The organism is Micromonospora endolithica, assembly GCF_003626595.1.
In the GTDB taxonomy this organism is placed as follows: domain Bacteria; phylum Actinomycetota; class Actinomycetes; order Mycobacteriales; family Micromonosporaceae; genus Micromonospora; species Micromonospora endolithica.
Window position 1 is genome coordinate 82,238 of the sequence record NZ_RBAK01000016.1, and the last position, 19,846, is coordinate 102,083.

At 72.7% G+C, this 19,846-nt stretch carries 17 protein-coding genes; 9 read left to right on the top strand and 8 right to left on the bottom strand.

Features of this window, described 5'->3' with window-relative positions:
* Positions 1-36: 36 nt before the first annotated feature.
* A complete protein-coding gene (locus tag D7223_RS28470; protein WP_120732002.1) occupies positions 37-720 on the top strand; it encodes a hypothetical protein in 684 nt (227 codons plus the stop codon).
* A complete protein-coding gene (locus D7223_RS28475; RefSeq protein WP_120732004.1) occupies positions 720-1,469 on the top strand; it encodes a hypothetical protein in 750 nt (249 codons plus the stop codon). Before D7223_RS28470 ends, D7223_RS28475 begins: the two co-directional genes overlap by 1 nt.
* Positions 1,470-1,572: 103 nt before the next feature.
* Here D7223_RS28475 and D7223_RS28480 read toward each other — a convergent pair whose 3' ends face one another.
* Positions 1,573-2,610 (bottom strand): LacI family DNA-binding transcriptional regulator, encoded by a 1,038-nt coding sequence (locus D7223_RS28480; protein ID WP_120732007.1) that lies wholly within the window; start codon positions 2,608-2,610, stop codon positions 1,573-1,575.
* A 319-nt stretch (positions 2,611-2,929) separates the two neighbouring features.
* Between D7223_RS28480 and D7223_RS28485 the strand changes: the two genes are divergently transcribed.
* The gene (locus tag D7223_RS28485; RefSeq protein WP_120732009.1) at positions 2,930-3,895 is read left to right on the top strand and encodes an acetylxylan esterase; all 966 of its coding nucleotides are present in this window, start codon (positions 2,930-2,932) and stop codon (positions 3,893-3,895) included.
* A 43-nt stretch (positions 3,896-3,938) separates the two neighbouring features.
* On the opposite strand, the gene D7223_RS28490 is transcribed toward D7223_RS28485, so the two are convergent.
* From D7223_RS28490 to D7223_RS28520, 7 genes are all read right to left on the bottom strand, one after another.
* A complete protein-coding gene (locus D7223_RS28490) occupies positions 3,939-5,318 on the bottom strand; it encodes a pectate lyase (protein ID WP_120732011.1) in 1,380 nt (459 codons plus the stop codon).
* A 79-nt stretch (positions 5,319-5,397) separates the two neighbouring features.
* The gene (locus D7223_RS28495) at positions 5,398-6,777 is read right to left on the bottom strand and encodes a pectate lyase family protein (RefSeq protein ID WP_120732105.1); all 1,380 of its coding nucleotides are present in this window, start codon (positions 6,775-6,777) and stop codon (positions 5,398-5,400) included.
* A 175-nt stretch (positions 6,778-6,952) separates the two neighbouring features.
* Positions 6,953-8,158 (bottom strand): Gfo/Idh/MocA family protein, encoded by a 1,206-nt coding sequence (locus D7223_RS28500; protein WP_120732013.1) that lies wholly within the window; start codon positions 8,156-8,158, stop codon positions 6,953-6,955.
* The gene (locus tag D7223_RS28505) at positions 8,155-9,639 is read right to left on the bottom strand and encodes a mannitol dehydrogenase family protein (RefSeq protein ID WP_420330352.1); all 1,485 of its coding nucleotides are present in this window, start codon (positions 9,637-9,639) and stop codon (positions 8,155-8,157) included. Before D7223_RS28505 ends, D7223_RS28500 begins: the two co-directional genes overlap by 4 nt.
* Positions 9,636-10,940: an enolase C-terminal domain-like protein gene (locus D7223_RS28510; RefSeq protein ID WP_120732017.1), complete on the bottom strand. Its 1,305-nt coding sequence runs from the start codon at positions 10,938-10,940 to the stop codon at positions 9,636-9,638. The genes D7223_RS28505 and D7223_RS28510 overlap by 4 nt, the downstream gene beginning before the upstream one ends.
* On the bottom strand, positions 10,937-12,358 hold the full coding sequence (gene uxaC, locus D7223_RS28515) for a glucuronate isomerase (protein ID WP_120732019.1): 1,422 nt from the start codon (positions 12,356-12,358) through the stop codon (positions 10,937-10,939). Before uxaC ends, D7223_RS28510 begins: the two co-directional genes overlap by 4 nt.
* 30 nt (positions 12,359-12,388) lie before the next feature.
* A complete protein-coding gene (locus tag D7223_RS28520) occupies positions 12,389-13,717 on the bottom strand; it encodes a Gfo/Idh/MocA family protein (protein WP_120732021.1) in 1,329 nt (442 codons plus the stop codon).
* A gap of 250 nt (positions 13,718-13,967) precedes the next feature.
* Between D7223_RS28520 and D7223_RS28525 the strand changes: the two genes are divergently transcribed.
* The 6 genes from D7223_RS28525 (at position 13,968) to D7223_RS28550 (ending at position 19,822) form a co-directional block, all read left to right on the top strand.
* The gene (locus tag D7223_RS28525) at positions 13,968-15,098 is read left to right on the top strand and encodes a LacI family DNA-binding transcriptional regulator (protein ID WP_120732023.1); all 1,131 of its coding nucleotides are present in this window, start codon (positions 13,968-13,970) and stop codon (positions 15,096-15,098) included.
* A gap of 19 nt (positions 15,099-15,117) precedes the next feature.
* Positions 15,118-16,464, top strand: coding sequence for an ABC transporter substrate-binding protein (locus D7223_RS28530; RefSeq protein ID WP_120732025.1), 1,347 nt, complete (start codon positions 15,118-15,120; stop codon positions 16,462-16,464).
* Between the two features lie 28 nt (positions 16,465-16,492).
* Positions 16,493-17,473 (top strand): carbohydrate ABC transporter permease, encoded by a 981-nt coding sequence (locus D7223_RS28535; RefSeq protein WP_120732028.1) that lies wholly within the window; start codon positions 16,493-16,495, stop codon positions 17,471-17,473.
* Between the two features lie 122 nt (positions 17,474-17,595).
* A complete protein-coding gene (locus tag D7223_RS28540; RefSeq protein WP_238162274.1) occupies positions 17,596-18,357 on the top strand; it encodes a carbohydrate ABC transporter permease in 762 nt (253 codons plus the stop codon).
* The gene (locus D7223_RS28545; protein WP_120732032.1) at positions 18,354-18,983 is read left to right on the top strand and encodes a hypothetical protein; all 630 of its coding nucleotides are present in this window, start codon (positions 18,354-18,356) and stop codon (positions 18,981-18,983) included. The genes D7223_RS28540 and D7223_RS28545 overlap by 4 nt, the downstream gene beginning before the upstream one ends.
* The gene (locus D7223_RS28550; protein WP_120732034.1) at positions 18,980-19,822 is read left to right on the top strand and encodes a DUF6807 domain-containing protein; all 843 of its coding nucleotides are present in this window, start codon (positions 18,980-18,982) and stop codon (positions 19,820-19,822) included. The genes D7223_RS28545 and D7223_RS28550 overlap by 4 nt, the downstream gene beginning before the upstream one ends.
* The last annotated feature ends 24 nt before the right edge of the window (positions 19,823-19,846 follow it).

Genomic DNA, 19,846 nt, shown 5'->3' on the forward strand with positions numbered 1-19,846 from the left:
AACAGTTACCGATACTCCTTATCCTGGAGGACAAGCGTGCCGACCCATCCGCCACCCCCGTTCGTCCACCCCGAGCCGTACGGTTTCGTCTATCTGGGCTTCCAGGCCGAGCCCGCGCAGCGGTCGCCCGTCCACACCGCCACGCCGCGTCGGCGCAGCGAGGTGGCACGCCTGGTACGGGCCGTGCCGGCGCTCGTGCGCCGCCCAGAGGTCGCCGCCGTCGGTGTCTTCCGGGCGGTGTTCGTCCCGCCCCTACCGGGCGCACCCCGGTACGACCTCGCCATGCTCATCCGCACCGTGGGGATCGACCAGGTCGAGAGCGTACGCGGCTGCGCCGAGGTCGCCGCTCTCGACGGAGCGGAGATCCTGGCCGGCGTGAACGTCGCCCGGATCGGTGACACCGAGGCCCGGACCGACGGCACCTTCCTGTTCAACCACTTCACCGCGGCCCCTCACACCGACGCCGAAGCGGTCTGGCGTTCCCTCACCGGCTGGTACACGGCCAAGACCGGAGTCGACAACTCCACCGCCCTGCGACCCACCGAACCGTCGCCCTTCGCGCTGGTCAACTACGTACGCCTGCCGGCCGGCCCGGTCCGCTTCCTGCTCGGGCAGCTCGTGCGGCCGAGCTTCCACCGTGTCGTACGGGCCACGCTGGACGCCCACGGGATGCGCGCCCTGCCCGTCTTCCACCAACTCGTGTACCGGGAGGGACCCTGATGCGCTTCACCCGTGTCGCCGGTATCGCCGGTGTCGGATTCGTCGTCATCCTGATCGCGGCCAACCTGATCCTCACCGCGGCGGGGTATCCCACACCGTCCGAGGCGGTCACCATCGACGAGATCACCACGGTTTTCGCCGTCGGAGGGGGATCGTTGCGTCTGGCGTCGGCTCTCCTGCCGGCAGCCTGGTTGCTGGCCACCGTCTTCGCCGTCGGGGTGTGCGGCCACCTCTGGCGCCACGAGCCGAGCCGGACCCACCCGTGGTCCCTCGTCGGCCTCGCCGGGATTCTCATGCAGTCGGCGGTGTTCACCGGGGTCGAGGCCACCCGACTCGCGCTGGCCGCCGCCGCTCGCCACGACGGCGGTGGCATCGCCGGCCTCTGGGGTCTCCACAACGCCCTGTTCGGTTTCAACCAGGTGTTCCTGGCTACCGCGCTGGTCGGGCTGTCCGCCTCGGGCATCCGGGCCGGGGTCATCGTCCGATGGCACGCCGGGACCGGGTTCCTCGCCGCCGCGCTGCTCTTCCTCGCTGCCACGACAAGTCCCTACGGCATCGAGGACGTCAACCCAGTGGCCCTGTTCGGCCTCGTCGGCTGGCTGCTCTGGTTGGTATGGATCACCGCCTACAGCGTCATCCTGATCCGCGGCCGGCCCGGGAAGGCCGTCCTGAGCGGTGCGCCGCCGTCCGCCGTCCCGCCGCTGGGGCAACCTCCCCGAACCAGGAGCACCATTCCGGCACCTGAGTAGCTGTGGGCGTCCCGGCCGCCCGTGCGCCGTCGGGTGGCGCGGGTCCGGCATTCCCGGAAATGCGCCTGGGAACTACCGGGACGTCGGCCGATCCTTCCGACCGTCACGCGGCCCGGGGCGACCCGGCCGGTGGGGCGGCCGAGCTGTCCCGGACCACCAGCTCGGTGGCCAGTTCCACCCGGGGGGAGTCGATGCCCTCGCCCTGGGCCAGCCGCAGGACGGTACGGGCCGCCAGCCTGCCCATCTCGACCAGCGGTTGCCGCACGGTGGTCAGCGGCGGTGAGGCCCACCGTGCCTCGGGCAGGTCGTCGAAGCCGACCACGCTGACGTCGTCGGGGACGCGCAGGCCACGCCGGCGGATGGCTTCGAAGACGCCGAACGCCATCTGGTCGCTGGCGGCGAAGATCGCCGTCGGCGGGTCGTCGACGTCCAGCAGCGCGGTGCCGGCGGCGAAGCCGGCCGCGTGGTAGAAGTCGCCCGGCTGGATCAGCCGGTCGTCCACCGGAACGCCGGCGGCCTCCAGGCCGGCCCGGTAGCCGTCGAGGCGGGCGCGGCTGCACAGCATCTGGGGCGGCCCGGCGACGAACCCGATCCGCCGGTGGCCGAGGGAGAGCAGGTGCTCGGTGGCGGCGAGCCCGCCGGACCAGTTGGTGGCGCCGATGGTCGGCACGTCGGTGGCCGGCACGCCGGCCGGGTCGACCACGACCACCGGCACGTTCAGCCGGCGCAACTGGGCGTACAGCGGGGGAGTGACGTGGGAGGTGACGAAGATGACCCCGTCGGTGGCCCGGGCCCGCAGGTTCTGCAGCCACTGGCGGGCGGCGGTGGGCTGCCGGTGGATCGCGGAGACCACGGTGCCGACACCCGCGCCGTGCCCGACGTCCTCCACCCCGCGGATGATCTCCACCGCCCAGGGGCTGTCCAGATCGTTGAAGACCAGGTCGACGAGGCCGGCCGACTGCACGGTCCGGCTGGTGCGCCGGCGGTAGCCGTGGTGTCGCAGCAGTTCCTCGACCCGCTCGCGGGTCCCGGGAGCCACATCGGAGCGCCCGTTGAGCACCCGGGACACGGTCGGCACCGAGACCCCTGCTTCCCGCGCGATGGCGGTGATGGTCACCCTGCGCCCGTCGTCCGCGTCCACCCGCGTCTCCTTCACCTTCTCGGGAACGGGCCGGGCGCCGGCATCGGGATGCCCCGGATCGGCGCGCCCGTCCCACCGGTCATCTTGCCGCACCGGTGGGGGTTGACGACACGGCAGGTCGGTTCTAGCGTTCCCCCGAATTGCGGAAATGTTCCGGAAGTCCGGGGCGCCTCCCGCCGTCGCCACGAAGGGGCTCGATGACGCCAGTTCGTACCGCGCCCGTCCGGGCCGTCGCGGTCGGTGCCACGCGGCGCTTCGTCGACCCCCGGCGGACGCACCCGGAGTTCGCCGTGATCCCGGCAGCCGGTTGAGCACGCCGGTGTACACCGACCTGCCCGAGGAGCAGTTGCGGGCGTACCGCGGCGCGGTGCGGGAGCCGGTGGACTTCGACCGGTTCTGGGCCGACACCCTCGCCGAGTCCCGGGCCGCCGGCTCGCCGCCACGGGTCGAGCCGGTGGCGGTCGGCCTGACCGCCGTGGACGTGCACGACGTGATCTTTTCCGGCTTCGCCGGCCAGCCGGTCCGGGCCTGGCTGCGCCTGCCCCGGGCGGCGGACGGGCCGCTGCCCACCGTGGTGCAGTACGCCGGCTACGGCGGCGGGCGCGGACATCCGCTGGAGAACCTGCTCTGGGCCGCCGCCGGGTTCGCGCACCTGGCGATGGACACCCGGGGCCAGGGTTCGGGGTGGTGCCGGGGTGACACCCCGGATCCGGCCGCCGCCGGGCCGGAGGTTCCCGGGGTGGCCACCCGGGGCATCGGCGACCCGCGCACCTACTACTACCGCCGGCTGATCACCGACGCGGTCCGGGCGGTCGACGCGGCCCGGTCCCTGCCGGCGGTCGACCCGGCCCGGGTCGCGGTGCTCGGGCACAGCCAGGGCGGGGCGATGGCGCTGGCGACCGGTGCGCTGGTGCCGGACCTGCGGGCGGTGGTCGCCGCGGTGCCGTTCCTCTGCGACGTCCCGCGGGCGATCACGGTCACGGCGACCCACCCGTACCGGGAGATCCGCGACTACCTGGCGGTGCACCGGGACGCCGAGGACCGGGTGCTCGCCACGCTGTCGTACGTGGACGGGGTCAACTTCGCCCGGCGCTGCCTGCTGCCGGCGCGGTACTCGGTGGCGCTGATGGACGAGATCGTGCCGCCGTCGACCGTGTTCGCCGCGGTCAACGCGCACGCCGGGCCGACCGAGCTGTCGGTGTGGCGTTACAACGGCCACGAGGCGGGCGGCATCGACGACGACGCCGCGGCGCTGCGGTTCCTCGGCGCGCATCTGCGCGGGTGAGCGCCCCGCGGCCGGGTCGGCCGCGGGGCGCTCGGGCGTCGGCTCAGCGGTACGTGATGTCGGACGAGGAGTAGAGGCAGTTGACGCCGTCGGCGCCCTCGCCGATCTCGGTCGGCTCGCTGCCCTTGGCGACGCCCCGGTACTTCACGCAGATCCGGGTGTCCCGGCCCGGGTCGTCGAGGATGGTGATCCGGGTGAACCGGGCGGTGTCGCCCCAGTTGGTGTTGATGCCGGCCAGGGCGTCGGTGTCCCGGGCGGTGATGTTGTCCAGCACCACGTGGCGCTGGTACGAGGTGGAGCAGTTGCCGCAGGCCCGGTAGAGCTTGCCGGCGTTCTCCACCCGGAAGTTGCGGATGGTGACGGTGCCCGAGCCGTTGTGCTGGAACACCTTGTCGCTGGCGGAGCGGGCGCCGCCGCCGTCGACGGTGTACGCGGAGCCGCCCCGGAAGGTGGCGGCGTCCTCGCCGACGTCCTCCCACCACACGTTGACCAGCGTGCAGTTGCCCTCGCAGTGCACGCCGTCGCCGGCCGGTGCGCCGATCACGACGTTGCGCAGCGTGGCACCGGCGGCGAGCACGAACATCGGGTCCTGGCTCTCGCTCTGTCCACCGTCGCCGATGCCGTAGTACCGCTTGAGCCCGCCGTCGAAGGTGCCGGACACCTGGACGGTCGCGTCCACCTTCTGGCTGCCGGTCGGCGTCGGCCAGTTCGCCGGCGGGTTGGTGGGCGGAGCGGTGGTCGGCGGCGGGTTGGTCGGCGGTGCCGTGGTCGACGGCGGCGTGCTGGGTGTGCCGGCACCGCCGGAGTCCACCGCGACGTCGTCGAAGCTGCCGCTGGCGTACGCGGTGACCAGGCCGATCCGGCCGGCGCCGACCAGGCTGTCGCTGCCCGAGCCGACCTGGGTGCCGTTGACGAAGCCGCGGATGGTGCTGCCGCTGGTCTCGATCCGCAGCGTGTACCAGGTGCCGGTGGCGGCGCCGGTCGACGCCGAACCGATCACGGTGATCTGGCTGCCGTTGACCGCCTGCAACTCGGCCCGACCGGAGCCGAGCAGGGCCAGCCGGTACATCCTGGTGCTGCTGCTGGACCGGGCGGCGAGCCCGACCAGGCTGCTGGACGAGGTGAAGGACTGCGGCTTGACCCGCGCCTGCACCTGGTAGTCGGTCCAACTGGTCTGCCCGGCGAACTGGCGGGCCAGTTCGCTGTCCCGGTTGGTCTGCTGAAGGACCCCGGAGCCGTCGGTGACGACCGACCAGGTGCCGCCGGACTTGGACCAGCCGGAGGAGTTGCCGTCGTCGAAGTTGTCGGAGAAGACGGTGGCGGCGAAGGCCGAGGAGCCGAGGCCCGCGGCCAGGACGGTCGCGGTGGCGCCGGCGGTGAACGCCGCCGCCAGCGCCCGTCGGTGGGTACGTCTGACGTGCACGTCATTCCTCCTTGCGAGGGGTGGTGGTGTGGTGCTCGGGTGCGCGTGGGTGGGGCGGGTGCTGCGGCTGACGGGACGGTCAGCGCAGCAGGCGGTCGGCTCCGGCGAGGGTGTCGACGGCGAGGGGGACCAGCGGCGCCGGCAGCACCGGTCCGCGGCGCAGCGTGGGCGTCCAGCCGGCATCGGGGCTCAGGTCCACCTCGTGGGTGGCGTTGTACGCGGCCACCAGGTCGACCGGTCGGGCCCGGTCGCCGGCGGTACGGACCCAGGTGCCCCGGGCGGTGACGGCGGTGCCGCCCCAGTCGTAGAGCAGGTCCTCGGCCGCGACACCCGCGCCGAGGCTGAAGAAGTTGTTCTCCGCGTACACGGCGGACCGCACGCCGACGCCGATGGCGTACTCGAACCCGTCGCCGGCCAGCCGGTAGTGGTTGTTCCACAGGTCGACCTGGCCGAAGCGCACCCGGGGCAGCCGTTGCAGGGTGCCGTCGAACAGGTTGTGGTGCAGGGTGACGTTCAGCCGCCCGACGTCCGGGCCGACGGTGTTGGACGAGCCGATCAGCATCACCTTGTCCCGCCCGACGAACCGGTTCCACGAGGCGGTGACCAGGCTGGCGGTGTGCGTGATGTCCAGCGAACCGTCGTGCACCTGGTACGGCCGGCCGAAGTGCACCGGCTGGGCGCTGTCCGGGTTGTCGCCGTCGGTGAAGGTGTTGTGGTCGATCCACACGTGCTCGCTTCGGCGCACCGAGATCTGGTCGTACTGGGAGTTCCAGTTGCCGGCGTCGCCGTCGGTGGGCGACCAGGCCGGGAAGCAGTCCCGGGCGTCGTCCAGGGTCAGGTTGCGGACGATCACGTTCGCCACGCTGTCGATCATCAGGGTCAGGCCGGTGAGCCGGGCGCCGCCCAGGCCGACGATCGTGGTGTTCGCGCCGACGTTGATCTGGGTCTGCCGGGTCTGGTTGGCCACCGAGCGCACCCGGGCCGCCTCCACCGGCCCGCTCGGCGCCACCCGCCCCCACACCGCCGGCTCGTACGCGGCCAGGTAGGCGTCGAGCGTGTACTCCGGGTCGGCCAGGTCGGCGCAGTCCAGCAGGGTGCCGTCGGGCCGCTCGAAGCCGTCCACGGTCCCGTCCACATAGATGATCTTCGGGATGGCGTTGGTCCGGTTGGTGGCGTTGTCACCGCCCAGCGCGTCGACCAGCTCGGCGCGGGTGGTGACCACGTGCACCTGGTCGGTCGTGGCGGCCGAGCCGCCCGTGGTGCCGGTGCCGTCGGCGGCCCAGCCGTCCCCGGCCGGCAACGCCTGCCGGCCGAGCAGCCGGGCCAGGGTCGGGATCCGGCTGCTCTCCCGTGCCGCCGGGTCGCCGGTCGGCGCGGCGGTCGCCGTCGCCGGGACGAACACCCCGGTCAGCGTGAGCGCCGCGACGACCAGCGCCGCGCCCGTTCCAGGTCTGCGCATGATGGTCACCGTCTGTTCCTGTCGTCTTATCCACACAGGACAACGGTAGGGTTCGTACCGGAAGGTAATCAATGCGTTCGATATGCAGGTTCGTTGCATTCGTCCGGGCGCAGCGACCGCCGCCCCGGGCATTCGCTGCCGGGGTACGCCCCGCTATATCCGATTCGTCAGGCGGTCACCCGCCGAGATCGTTTGCATCGTGTTGCGGTTCCGGGCCGGCCAGGTCGACCCGGTGCGGCGCGGCCGCCCACGGCACCCCGAACTCCGACGGCAGCGCCCCGGTGTCGGCGGCCTCGCGCAGCACCGCGTTCACCCCGCGCACGGTCAGCACCCGGTCCGCGCCCGTACCGCCGGCGTGCACCCGGTCCCCGTCCAGCAGGACCGGCTCGGGCGCGGTCCGGATCACCTCCATGACGGTGGTGAACGGCGCGGTCCGCGCCAGCGGCGCGATCAGCGCCACACCCGCCGGGTCGGCCCGGTGGTCGAGCAGGTTCTCCAGCAGCCCGCGCCGGCCGGGCACCACCCGGGGTGCCGGGTCGCCGGGCAGCGCCAGGCGGTCCGTCGGGTACTCCAGCACCGCCCGGCCCCGGGTACCGGTCACCACCACCTCACCGGGGACGAACTCCTCGGCGGCGAGGGTCACCGCCGCCACCACCGGCGGTCCCACCCGGGGCGTCACCCGCAGCACGGCGGTGTCGTCCACCTCGATCGGTCGGACCCGGTAGCGCTCCAGCTCCACCCGGCGCGGCAGCACCGGGCCACCGGCCGCGGTGGCGGCGATCGCCAGGCTCTGCATCACCGCGTGCGCGAGTGGGTTCGCCAGCGCGCCGTCGAGCACCGGACGGCCGTGCAGGGTGCGCCGCCCGGCCCAGGGCGCCCGCGCGTAGTAGCCGTCGGTGCGCTGCCACGCGGCCACCGTGGACACCCGGGTCACCTCACCCAGCTCGCCGGCGGCCACCGCGGCGGTCAGCTCGGCCAGCGCCGCCGACCCGAGTGCCTGGAAGCCCACCTGACACACCCGGTCGGTGCCGGCCAGCGCGTCGGCGAGGTCCCGGTGCTCGGCCGCCGACAGCACCGGCGGCTTCTCCAGCAGCAGGTCCGCGCCGGCGGCCAGGACGTCCAACGCGATCGGCAGGTGGGTGTGCGGCGGTGTGCACACCACCACCACGTCCGGGCGTACCGTGCGCAGCATCGCCCGGTGGTCGGTGAGCACGGCGGTGCCGCGCGGCACCGGCGCCGCCGGGTCGGCGTCGACCGGGCGTACGTCCACCAGGGCGACCAACTCCACCCGGCCGGTGTCGTGCAGTCCGGCGATGACCCGTCGGTGCCAGCGCCCGTGCCCGTTGGCGCCGACCACCGCGACCCGGGGAACCCCGGTCACCGGACGCCGGTCAGGGTGCCGGCGACCCCGTGCCGCTCCAGGTCGGTGAGCCACGCGATCACGTCGGCGCGGACCTCCGCGTCCCCGGCCACCTCGGCGGGGAAGACCTCGCGCAGCGCGAACAGCGCGTCGGCCACCCCGGTCGGGGTGCGCGGGGCCGCGTCCAGGGCCGCCCGGATCCGCCCGGCGAGCGGGTCGGCCAGCGGCAGCGCCGCGCCGTCGTCGGCGTACCCGAGGGTGAAGCGCATCCAGGCCGCCACCACCAGCGCCGCCCACCGCGCCGACCGACCCCGGGCCCGCAGGTCGGCGATCGTGTGCAGGACCCGCTGCGGCAGCTTCTGCGAGCCGTCCAGGGCGACCTGGAGCGTGCGGTGGTGGATCGCCGGGTTGGCGAAGCGGGCCAGGGCCTCCTCGCCGTACTCGACCACCGAGACCCCGTCGGGCGGGTCGAAGCTCGCCGCCACGTCCTCGGCGACCAGCCGGCGCAGCACCGTGGTCAGGTGCGGCAGCTCCAGCGCGTCGGCGATCGTCTCCCGGCCGGCCAGCGCACCCAGGTAGGCCGCCGCGGAGTGCACCCCGTTGAGGGCGCGCAGCTTCAGGCTTTCCCAGGGGCCGGCGTCGTCGGTGAGCACCGCGCCGGCCTTCTCCCAGGCCGGTCGTCCGCCGGGGAAGACATCCTCGATGACCCACTGCCGGTACGGTTCGGCGGCCACCGCCGCCCGGTCCTCCACCCCGAGGGCGTCGCGCGCGGCGGCGATAGTCTGGTCGGTGCTGGCCGGGACGATCCGGTCCACCATGGTCCCCGGAAAGGTCACGCAGTCGGCGATCCAGCCGGCCAACCGTTCGGGCGTGTCCGCGTACGCCATGGCCTGCTCGACCATGCCGCGCAGCCGGCGGCCGTTCGCGGGCAGGTTGTCGCAACTCACCAGGGCCAGCGGCGGACCCTGCGCGGTGGCGCGGGCGACCAGCCCGCGCAGCAGCAGGCCCGGCACCGTGCGCGGCGGCCGGTCGGTGCGCAGGTCGGCGGCGACCTCGTCGTCAGGGCGCAGCCGCCCGGTGACCGGGTCCAGGGCGTACGCCTTCTCGGTGACGGTGAGGGTGACCACCCGGATCGCCGGGTCGGCCAGCAGCGCCACCACGGCGTCCGGGTCGGCGGCGGCCCGCCGCACCCCGGTCAGCGCCCCCACCACCCGGGTCGCGCACCCCTGCGCGCTGGTGCTGGTGACGCTGAACAGGTGGTCCTGCGCGGCGAGCACCTCGACCAGGTCCCGGCTGCGCGGGGCGACCCCGACGATGCCCCAGTCCCCGCCGGCCGCCGCCATCGCCTGCTCGGTGTAGACGGCCTGGTGGGCGCGGTGGAACGCGCCGAGGCCCAGGTGCACGATCCCGGTGTCGGCGGTGCCGGGGCGGACCAGCGGGCGGGCGTCCACCGGCAGCCGGCGCAGGCTGGCCAGGCCGAGCCGGGCCACGGCGGCGCTCACCGCCACACCGGCCCGTCCGGGAAGCGGAACTCCGCGACCGACTCCGGCTTCATCGCGGCGCTGTAGCCGGGCGCGGTGGGCAGCAGGTACCGCCCGCCCCGGGTGCGTACCGGGTCGACGAAGTGCTCGTGCAGGTGGTCGACGTACTCCACCATCCGGCCCTCCAGGCTGGTGCCGACCCGCAGGTAGTCGAAGATCGCCAGGTGCTGCACGTACTCGCAGAGACCCACCCCGCCGGAGTGCGGGCAGATCGGCACCCCGAACTTCGCCGCCATCAGGATCTCGGCGAGCACCTCGTTGACCCCACCGACCCGGCACGAGTCGATCTGCATGACGCCGATCGCCTCGGCCTGGAGCAGCTGCTTGAAGATGACCCGGTTGGCGGCGACCTCGCCGGTGGCGACCCGGCACCGGCCGCCGGTCAGCTCGGTGACCGCGCGGGCGATCCGGGCGTGCCCGAGGATGTCGTCGGCGTGCGTCGGCTCCTCGATCCAGTACGGGTCGACCTCGGCGAGGACCGCCATGTGGGAGATCGCCTCGTCGACGTCCCAGACCTGGTTGGCGTCCATCATCAGCAGCGCGTCCGGACCGATCTCCGACCGGATGATCCTCGCCCGCCGCAGGTCGTCCTCCGGTGGACCGCCGACCTTCATCTTCATCGCCCGCCAGCCCTGCGCGTACGCCTCGCGGGTCAGCGCCCGGACCTTGTCGTCCGGGTAGCCGAGCCAGCCGACCGAGGTGGTGTAGGACGGGAAGCCGTCCCGGTCCAGCTCGGCGCGGCGCTCGTCCAGGCCCACCAGTCCCTTGTTCAGGATGGCGGCGGCCTCGTCCGGGGTCAGCGCGTCGGTGATGTGGTGGAAGTCGACGTTGGCCACCAGCTCGTCGGTGGGCAGCTCGGCGAGCAGCCGCCACAGCGGCCTGCCGGCCAGCCGCGCGCGCAGGTCCCACACCGCGTTGACCAGCGCGCCGGTCGCCATGTGGATGACGCCCTTCTCCGGGCCCAGCCAGCGCAGCTGCACGTCGGCGGTGAGCGAGCGCCAGAACGTCACCGGGTCGGCGGCGATGTCCTCCATCGTCCGGCCCCGCACGTGGTGCGCCAGCGCCCGCACCGCCGCGCAGGTGATCTCGTTGCCGCGACCGTTGGTGAAGGTGAACCCGGCGCCGGTGACACCGGCGTCGGTGCGTAGCTCCACGTAGGTCGCCGAGTAGTCGCCCCGGTTGATCGCGTCCGATCCGTCGCCGCTGGCGGCGGTCGGGAAGCGGACGTCGTGCGCGTCGACGTCGGTGATGGTGACCGTCATGCGGATTCCCCGATCCTGAAGACCTTCTTCGGCAGCCGGTACGCGAGGTCGACGATGGTCTCGGCGGCCTCGTCCTCGCCCAGGCGGTGCTCGGTGACCAGGCGGGCGAGGTACCCGGCGTCGACCCGGCGGGCCACGTCGTGGCGTACCGGGATGGAGCAGAACGCCCGGGTGTCGTCGACGAACCCGGCGGTGTTGTAAAAGCCCGCCGACTCGGTTACCGACTCGCGGAAGCGGCGCAGCACCTCCGGGGAGTCCAGGAACCACCAGGGCGCGCCGAGGTAGAGCGCGGCGTACCCGCCGGCGAGCGGGGCCAGCTCCCGGGTGAACGTGTACTCGTCGAGGGTGTAGAGCACCACCCGCAGCCGGGGGTCGTTGCCGTGCGCGTCCAGCAGCGGGGTGAGCGCGTGCAGGTACTCGGTGGCCTGCGGCAGGTCACCGCCGACGTCGCGGCCGTGCCGCGCGTACAGCCAGCGGTTGTGGTTGCGCACCGAACCGGGGTGCAGTTGTATGACCAGGCCGTCGTCCAGCGACATCCGGGCGAACTCCAGCAGCATGTGGGCCCGGAACGTCTCGGCGTCGGCCGCGTCGGCCTGGCCACGCCGGCCCTTGTCGTAGAGCGCCGCCGCCTGTGCCGGGCCCAGGTCCAGGGTGCGTGCGGTCGGATGGCCGTGGTCGGAGGAGGTGGCGCCCGCCGCGATGAACGCCGCCCGGCGCTGCCGCAGCGCGGCCAGGTAGCCGGCGTAGGTGCCGGTGTCCTCGCCGGTGATCTCGCCGAGCCGGGCGACGTTGCCCGCCCAGTCGTCGAACTCCATGTCCACCACGTTGTCCGGCCGGAACGTGGTGATCACCCGGCCGCCCGGCCCGCCCCAGCCGTCGGCGGCCAGCTTGGCGTGCTGCCCGAGGTCGTCCAGCGGGGACTCGGTGGTGGCGAGCACCTCGATGCCGAACCGCTCGAACAGGGCGCGCGGCCGGAACGCCGGCTCGGCCAGCCGGGCGGCCACCTCGTCGTAGACCGCGTCGGCGGTGGCCGGCGACAGCGGCGTGGTCACCCCGAACACGTCGGTGAAGGTCTGCTCCAGCCACAGCCGTGACGGGGTGCCCCGGAACAGGTGCCAGTGCGCCGCGAACCGGCGCCAGATGGTCCGGCCGTCGGCCTCCACCGGGCTGCCGTCCCGGCTGGGCACGCCCAGGTCGGCCGGGGGCACACCCTGGCTGAGCAGCATCCGGGTCAGGTAGTGGTCGGGCACGATCAGCAGCCGCGCCGGGTCGGGAAAGGGGCGGTCCTCGGCCAGGATCGCCGGGTCGACGTGCCCGTGCGGGGAGATGATCGGCTGCGGCGCGGCCAGCGCGTACAACCGGCGGGCCACCGCCCGCTGGGCGGGGTCGGCGGGGAAGAGCAGGTCGTTCGTCGGCACGGATGGGGCTCCTCGGGAGGGGTTCTCGGCTCAGCTCAGGTCGAGCAGGTCGGCGACCCGGACCGGGTCGCCGGTGACCAGGGAGTGGTTCGCGGCCAGGCCGGTGAGCAGGGCGAGCGCACCGTCTCGGGCGGTCGCCGCCCGGCCCAGCGGGTCCGGCTCACCGCCGAGCAGCACCCGGTTCATCCGGACGTCGGCGCCGCCGTGGCCCTGCCGGGTGTGACCCTCCACCGGCACCGGGACCGGCGGTCGCCAGTACGGGCGCAGGGTCAGCGTCGCCCCGCCGGTCTCCTTCGCGGCCTCGTCGCCGTGCAGGGCGGCGCCCTTCAGCGCGCCGGCCGCGGCCGGGCTCACGTGGTCGCTCTCCACCACCTCCAGCTCGACGCGGCCCCGGCTGCCGTTGACCATGACCCGGTAGCCCTCGTACGGCGCGTACGCGGTGAGGTGGTAGGTCATCGTGGCGCCGCTGGAGTAGCGGGCCAGCACCGCCATGTCGTCCTCGATACTCACCCCGGGGGCGAAGACGTTGCGGTCGCGCTGGTAGCCGTCCTCGGCCTCGGCGTCGAGGTACAACTCGCGCAGCCGGGGGTGCCCGGCCAGCCGCAGCGCGAACGGGTCGTCCTCGGCGGCGGGGGAGCCGTGCGCGCGGTCGTAGTCGCGGGCGTAGCCGTGCCGGCGGCCGGTCTCCCCGTAGAAGAACAGCCTGCCGGCCGCGAAGACCTCCACCGGTGTGGCGTCCAGCCACCAGTTGACCAGGTCGAAGTGGTGGCCTGCCTTGTGCACCAGCAACCCGCCGGAGCGGGACTTGTCGCGGTGCCAGCGCCGGAAGTAGTCCGCGCCGTGCCGGACGTCGAGCAGCCACTCGAAGTGCACCGAGCCGACCTCACCCACGGCGCCGTCGGCGATCAGCTCGCGCAGCCGCTCGTGCAGCGGGTTGTAGCGGTAGTTGAACGCCACCCGCACCTGCCGGCCGGTCTCGGCGACCGCGTCCAGGATGCGCCGGCAGCCGGCGACGTCGGTGGTCATCGGCTTCTCGGTGACCACGTCGCAGCCGGCCCGCAGGGCGGTCTCCACGTGCTCGGCGTGGGTGTCGTCCACGCTGGTCACCAGCAGCACGTCGACGCGTTCCTTGGTGAGCATCGCGGCCAGGTCCGCCGCCCGGTAGGTAGGCACCGGCGGGTGGCCCAGCTCGCCCAGCCACCGGTTGTGCGCGTCCATCCGGGCCTGGTTGACGTCGGCGAACGCCACCAGCTCGGCGGTGTCGGCGTGGTCACGCACCAGCGCCCGGACGAACATCTCGGCCCGGGACCCGGTGCCCACCAGGGCGTGCCGGATCCGCCCGTCGGTTGTGGACGACATGCCACCGCCTTCCCGCGATGCTGCAAACCTTTGCAGCCGAAGTAACCATGACCCGGGTGACCACGTCAACGATCGATACGAAAGCGGTGGCATTTATTTGGTTTGTTGGCAGTTTGAGCACGTGGTGGGAGCGTGGTGGGAGCGTGGCCGCAACACATCTGTAATCATCGACCGTTGACAGCGGCACAACCGTTTGCATTAATTGGCGACACCTGACGTGACCCCAGCCACATTGGACGAAGGGCCCGCCGTGCCAGCCACCATCCGAGACGTCGCCCGGGCCTCCGGCGTGCACATCTCCACGGTCTCCCGCACGTTCTCGGCCCCGCACCTGGTCAATCCGGAGACGCGGGGCCGGGTGCTGGCCTGCGCCGAGGAACTGGGTTACCGCCCCAACCGGGCCGCCCGCGCCCTGATCACCGGCCGTACGCACAACATCGGGCTGATCATCGCCGACATCGCCAACCCGTTCTTCCCGCCGCTGATCAAGGCGGCGGAGAGCCAGGCGCGCCAGCGTGACTACCACGTGTTCGTGGCCGACACCAACGAGGACCCGATCGCCGAGGAGGAGCTGGTCCACGCCCTCGCCAAGCAGGTCGACGGGGTGCTGCTGTGCAGCCCGCGGATGAGCAACAGCCTGATCGAGCAGCTCAGCCGCGAAGTCCCGCTGGTGGTGATAAACCGCCAGGTCGCCGGCCTGCCCTGCGTCACGATGGACGTCGGGCAGGGCACCCGGGCGGCGATGGAGCACCTGCTCGACGCCGGGCACCGGCGGATCGCGCTGCTCAGTGGGCCGCGCGGCTCGTGGACCAGCCGGGAGATCCGCCGCGCCGCCGGCGTGGCCGTCCGTGCCGGCGGCGGCGAGCTGACCGTGCTCGGCCCCAACCCGCCCACCGAGACCGGGGGCAGCGCGCTCGCCGAGCAGGTACGCCGGGCCGGTGTCACCGCCGTGCTCGCCTACAACGACCTGATGGCGATCGGCCTCATCGAGGGCCTGGACGCCCTCGGGCTGCGCGTCCCGCAGGACGTCAGCGTCGTCGGCATCGACGACATCACCCTCAGCCGGCTCACCCGGCCCAAATTGACGACGGTGGCCACGCCAACCGCGGCCGCCGGCCGGACGGCCGTCGACATGCTCCTGCAACACGACAGCGTCGCCACCCGCGGAGCCCGCGGCGGCGGCCGGAGCGGCACCATCGACGACCGTCGCACCACCGCACAGGTAATGCTCCGCACCGAACTGGTCATCCGTGATTCGACCGCAGCCGCACCGGCTGACGGTCGGCACCGTCCCGACGCCGAGGTGGTTGCCCCGGGTCCGCATCGCCTTGCGGGCCCGGGGCGCCCGACCGTGGCCACCGGTGGCGTCGTCGCCTCCTAAGCCCAAGGAGTGAGCGCACATGCACCCCGCAACGCCCCCCACCCATGGCACGATGGCCGTGCCCGTTCACCGTACCCCTGTGCCCCGACGCCGACTCCTGCGCCGGCTGCTGGCCGCGGCCGTCGCCGTACCACTGCTCCTCGGAGGTGCCGTCGCCTGCGGCGGCGACGACGAGGCCGGCTCCGACGGCAAGGTCGAGTTGTCCATCTTCTGGTGGGGCGGCGAGGCCCGGGCCCAGCTCACCGAACAGGCGCTGGCGCTCTACACCGAGAAGAACCCGAACGTCACGTTCAAGAAGACCTGGCAGGCCAACCAGGGTTACTTCGACAAGCTGGCCACCCTCACCGCCGGTGGAAACCCGCCGGACATCTTCCAGATCGACGACAACTTCCTCACCGAGTACGCGGCCCGCAACACCACCCTCGACCTGACCGAGTACAAGGACAACGGCAAGCTCGACGTCTCCAAGTTCCCGGAGAGCCTCTGGCAGTACGGGGTGGTCGACGGCAAGCTCGCCGGCCTGGCCGCCGGAGAGAACACCCAGGGCCTGGTCTACAACAAGACCCTGTTGACCAAGAACGGTCTTCCCGAGCCGACCACCGGCATGAGTTGGGAGGAGCACATCGCCTGGGCCGAGCAGGTCGCCAAGAAGACCAAGGTTCCCGGGACCATGGACGCGAGCGCCGTGGACAAGGCCTTCTGGGTGTGGCTGCGTCAGCAGGGCAAGGACCTGTACAAGGGCAACGACCTCGGCTTCACCGTCGAGGATGTGACCAAGTGGTTCGAGCTGTGGAAGGGCGCCCGGGACCGGGGCGCCACCCCCACCCCGGACGTCATCCACGAGGGCAACGCCACCGACATCACCAAGCAGCTCGTGGTCACCGGCAAGGCCGGCACCTCCTGGGTGTGGGTCAACCAGATGCCGGAGCTGAAGAAGAACACCAAGGACGAGTTGGGCGTGGTCGCGTACCCGGGTGATCCGGGCGCGCAGTGGGCCCGTGCCGCGATGTACTGGTCGGTCTTCCGAGGCAGCAAGCACAAGGACGCCGCGGTCGACGTGCTGAACTTCCTGTCCAACGACCCGGAGGCGGTCAAGCTGCTGGGCACCGACCGGGGGCTGCCGTCCAACCTCGAGCTACGCGACCAGGTCAGCCAGAGCGTCACCGACCCGGCGATGAAGCAGTCGATCGAGGTGGAGACCAAGCTCGCGGAGACCTTCGGTGCCGCGCCGCAGGTGCCGATCAAGGGCCACAGCAAGGTCCGCGCCGAGCTGACCAAGGCCGCCGAGGAAGCCCAGTACGGCCGGCTCACCCCGGCGCAGGCAGCCGAGCAGTTCTACGCCGCCTGCAAGTCCGCGATCGCCTGAACAACGAGGTTCGGAGAGGAGCCGGCTCGTGGCCCTGACCACGGCGCCCGGACCCACCCGACGTGACACCGGTTCCGTCCGGCCCCCCGCCAAGCGCGGGGCCGGACGGAACCGGCACGGCGAAGGTCTGGCCGGATACCTGTTTCTGTCGCCCTGGCTGCTCGGCCTGATGGCTGTCACGGCGATTCCCATGCTGTTGTCGCTGTACCTCAGCTTCACCAACTACGACATCCTGACTCCCCTGTCGGAGGTCGAGTGGGTGGGGCTGGCCAACTACGAGCGGATGTTCACCAGCGATCCGTCGTACTGGCACGCGGTCCAGGTGACGCTGAAGTTCGCGCTGATCGCGGTGCCGCTGAAGCTGGCTGCCGCACTCGGCGTGGCCCTGCTGCTCAACCGGGCCTGGCGGGGGGTCGGCCTGTTCCGCAGCCTGTTCTACCTGCCCTCGCTGCTCGGCGGCAGCGTCGCGCTGGCCATCGTCTGGGTGAGCATGTTCAACCGGGACGGCGCCTTCAACTCCCTTCTGAGTCTCTTCGGCATCGAGGGCAAACCCTGGGTCAACGACCCGGACTGGGCCCTGCAGACCCTGATGGTGCTGGCCATCTGGCAGTTCGGCGCCCCGATGGTGATCTTCCTGGCCGGCCTCAAGCAGGTCCCCACCGAGCTGTACGAGGCCGCCTCGGTCGACGGGGCGAGCAAGGTCAGCCAGTTCTGGAACGTCACCCTGCCGATGCTCTCTCCGGTCATCTTCTTCAACCTGGTGCTGGAGACCATCAACGGCTTCCAGGGCTTCACCGCCGCGTTCGTGCTGAGCAACGGCACCGGCGGTCCGGTCGACTCCACCCTGATGTACACGCTCAACCTCTACATCTCCGGCTTCACCAACCTGGAGATGGGTTACGCCTCCGCGATGGCCTGGGTCTTCCTGCTCGCCATCGCGGTCATCACGGCCATCTTCTTCAGCACCGGACGCTTCTGGGTCCACTACTCCGACGGGGAGGACAGGTGACGGCGACGGCAACCACGGCGGCGACCCGACCGCGCGCGCCACGCCGGGCCGGGCGCGGCCAGGCCGTGCGCCTGGTCATCCTGATCGCGATCGTCGCGGTCGTGCTCTACCCGCTGTTCTGGATGATCGGTACGTCGGTCAAGAGCCAGGAGGAGATCGTCAACAACATCGGGCTGCTGCCCGAGACGTTCACCCCGGGCAACTACGTCGACGGGTGGTCGAACTTCGACCTGAGCTTCGGCCGGTTCTTCCTCAACAGCGCGATGGTCAGCCTGCTCACCGTGGTCGGCAACGCGGTGTCCTGCCTGCTCGCCGCGTACGCCTTCGCCCGGCTGCGGTTCCGGCTGCGCGGCGTCTGGTTCGCCGTCATGATCGGCACGTTGCTGCTGCCCGGGCACGTGCTGATCGTCCCGCAGTACATCCTGTTCCGCAGCCTGGGCCTGGTCGGCGGGGAATGGCCGTACCTGCCGCTGCTCATTCCGCAGTTCCTGGCCACCGAGGCGTTCTTCGTCTTCCTGATGGTGCAGTTCATGCGCGGCATCCCGCGGGAGCTGGACGAGGCCGCCAAGATCGACGGCGCCAACGCGTTCGGCATCTTCCGGCACGTGATCCTGCCGCTGAGCCGTCCGGCGCTGGTCACCACCGCGATCTTCTCGTTCATCTGGACCTGGAACGACTTCTTCCGGCAACTGGTGTTCCTGTCCGACCTGGAGGACTACACGGTGCCGGTGGCGCTGACCCTGTTCATCGACTCCACCAGCCAGAGCGCGGTCGGGCCGATGTTCGCCATGTCGGTGCTGTCGCTGCTGCCGGTCTTCCTGTTCTTCCTCGCCTTCCAGCGGATGCTGGTCGAGGGCATCAACACCAGCGGGCTCAAGGGATGAGGCCGCCGCAGGACGGGCCCGTCCGCTCCGACTGGCGGGACGTGCTCACCGACGCCACCGACCTGGCCCTGCTCGGCGTGCTGCTGAGCGTGGCCGCGCTGCCGGTGTTCACCGCGGGCGCCGCCGTCGCGACCGCCAGCGCGGCCGTGCACGACCGGCTCACCACCGGCGGTTGGCCCGGTGCCCGGCAGACGCTGAGCCGCTTCGTCCGGGCGGTCCCCGCCGGCGTCGCGGTGGGGGCGCTGGCACTGGCCGCGTTCGGGCTGCTCGCCCTCGACGTGGCCGCGCTCGCCGCCGGCCGGGTACCCGGCGGCGGACCACTGCTCCTGGTCACCGTCGGGGCCGCCGCCGCGCTGGCCGGCTGGGCCGGCCTGGCCGTCGTGCAGGTGGGCGCCGGCCGGGGTTGGCGCGCCGCCGCCGGGGCGGCCACCGAGGTGTGCCGGGCCCACCCGGGCACCTGGGCCGCCGCGGGTGCCACCGCGCTGGTGGCCGCGCTGCTCGCGGTGCTGGTCACCCCGATCGCGCTGCCGATCCTCGCCGGGTACGCCCTGGCCGCCCTGCACGCGGTCGCCCGCCGCGTCGCCGGCACCCCCGCCGTCGCTCCCGCCCCGGCGCGGCCGCGGTGACCGCCGACCCGCGCCTGTGCGTCGGCGACGTGCCGGTGGCCCGTTACGCGCTCGACCCGCCACTGGACGTCCGGCACGGCCGCCGGCCGTACCTGCACCCGGTGCGGACCCTCGGCGGCACCGTGGTCACCGACGCGTTCCCGGCCGACCACGTCTGGCACAACGGCGTCTCCCTCGCGGTGCCGGACGTCAACGGCACGAACCTCTGGGGCGGGCGCACCTACCGCCGCGACGAGGGCTACGCCTGGCGGGACGACCACGGGCGGATCGCGCACACCGGCTGGGAGGCCCGTGAGCCGCACCGGCTGGCCCACCACCTCCAGTGGCGCGATCCCAACGGCGTCGTCCTGCTCACCGAGCGCCGGGAGTTGACCGCCCGGCCGCTTACCGAGCGGGCGTGGGCGCTGGAGGTCGGGTACACGCTGACCGCTCCGGAGGATCGCGACGTCACCCTGGGCAGCCCGGCGACCAACGGCCGGCCCGGCGGGGCCGGCTACGGCGGGTTCTTCTGGCGGGCGGTCACCGCCGCGCCGGGCCGGGTTTTCACCTCGCGCGCCGACGGTGAGGAGGTGGTCAACGGCAGCACCGAGCCGTGGGTGGCGTTCGCCGGCACCGGCCCGGACTCGGCCGCGTACACCCTGGTCTTCTCGGGCCTGGCGCCCGGCGACCGGTGGTTCGTGCGGACGTCGATGTATCCGGGCATCTGCGTGGCGTTCGCGTTCGACCGGCCGCTGGTCCTGCCGGCCGGGACCGGTCGCACGGCCCGGCACCGGGTGGTCGTGGCCGACGGCACCCTGGATCGGGAGGTCGCCGCCGCGCTCGCCGCCGGGGACCGCTGACGGCGGCCGATCCTGTCGGTGGGT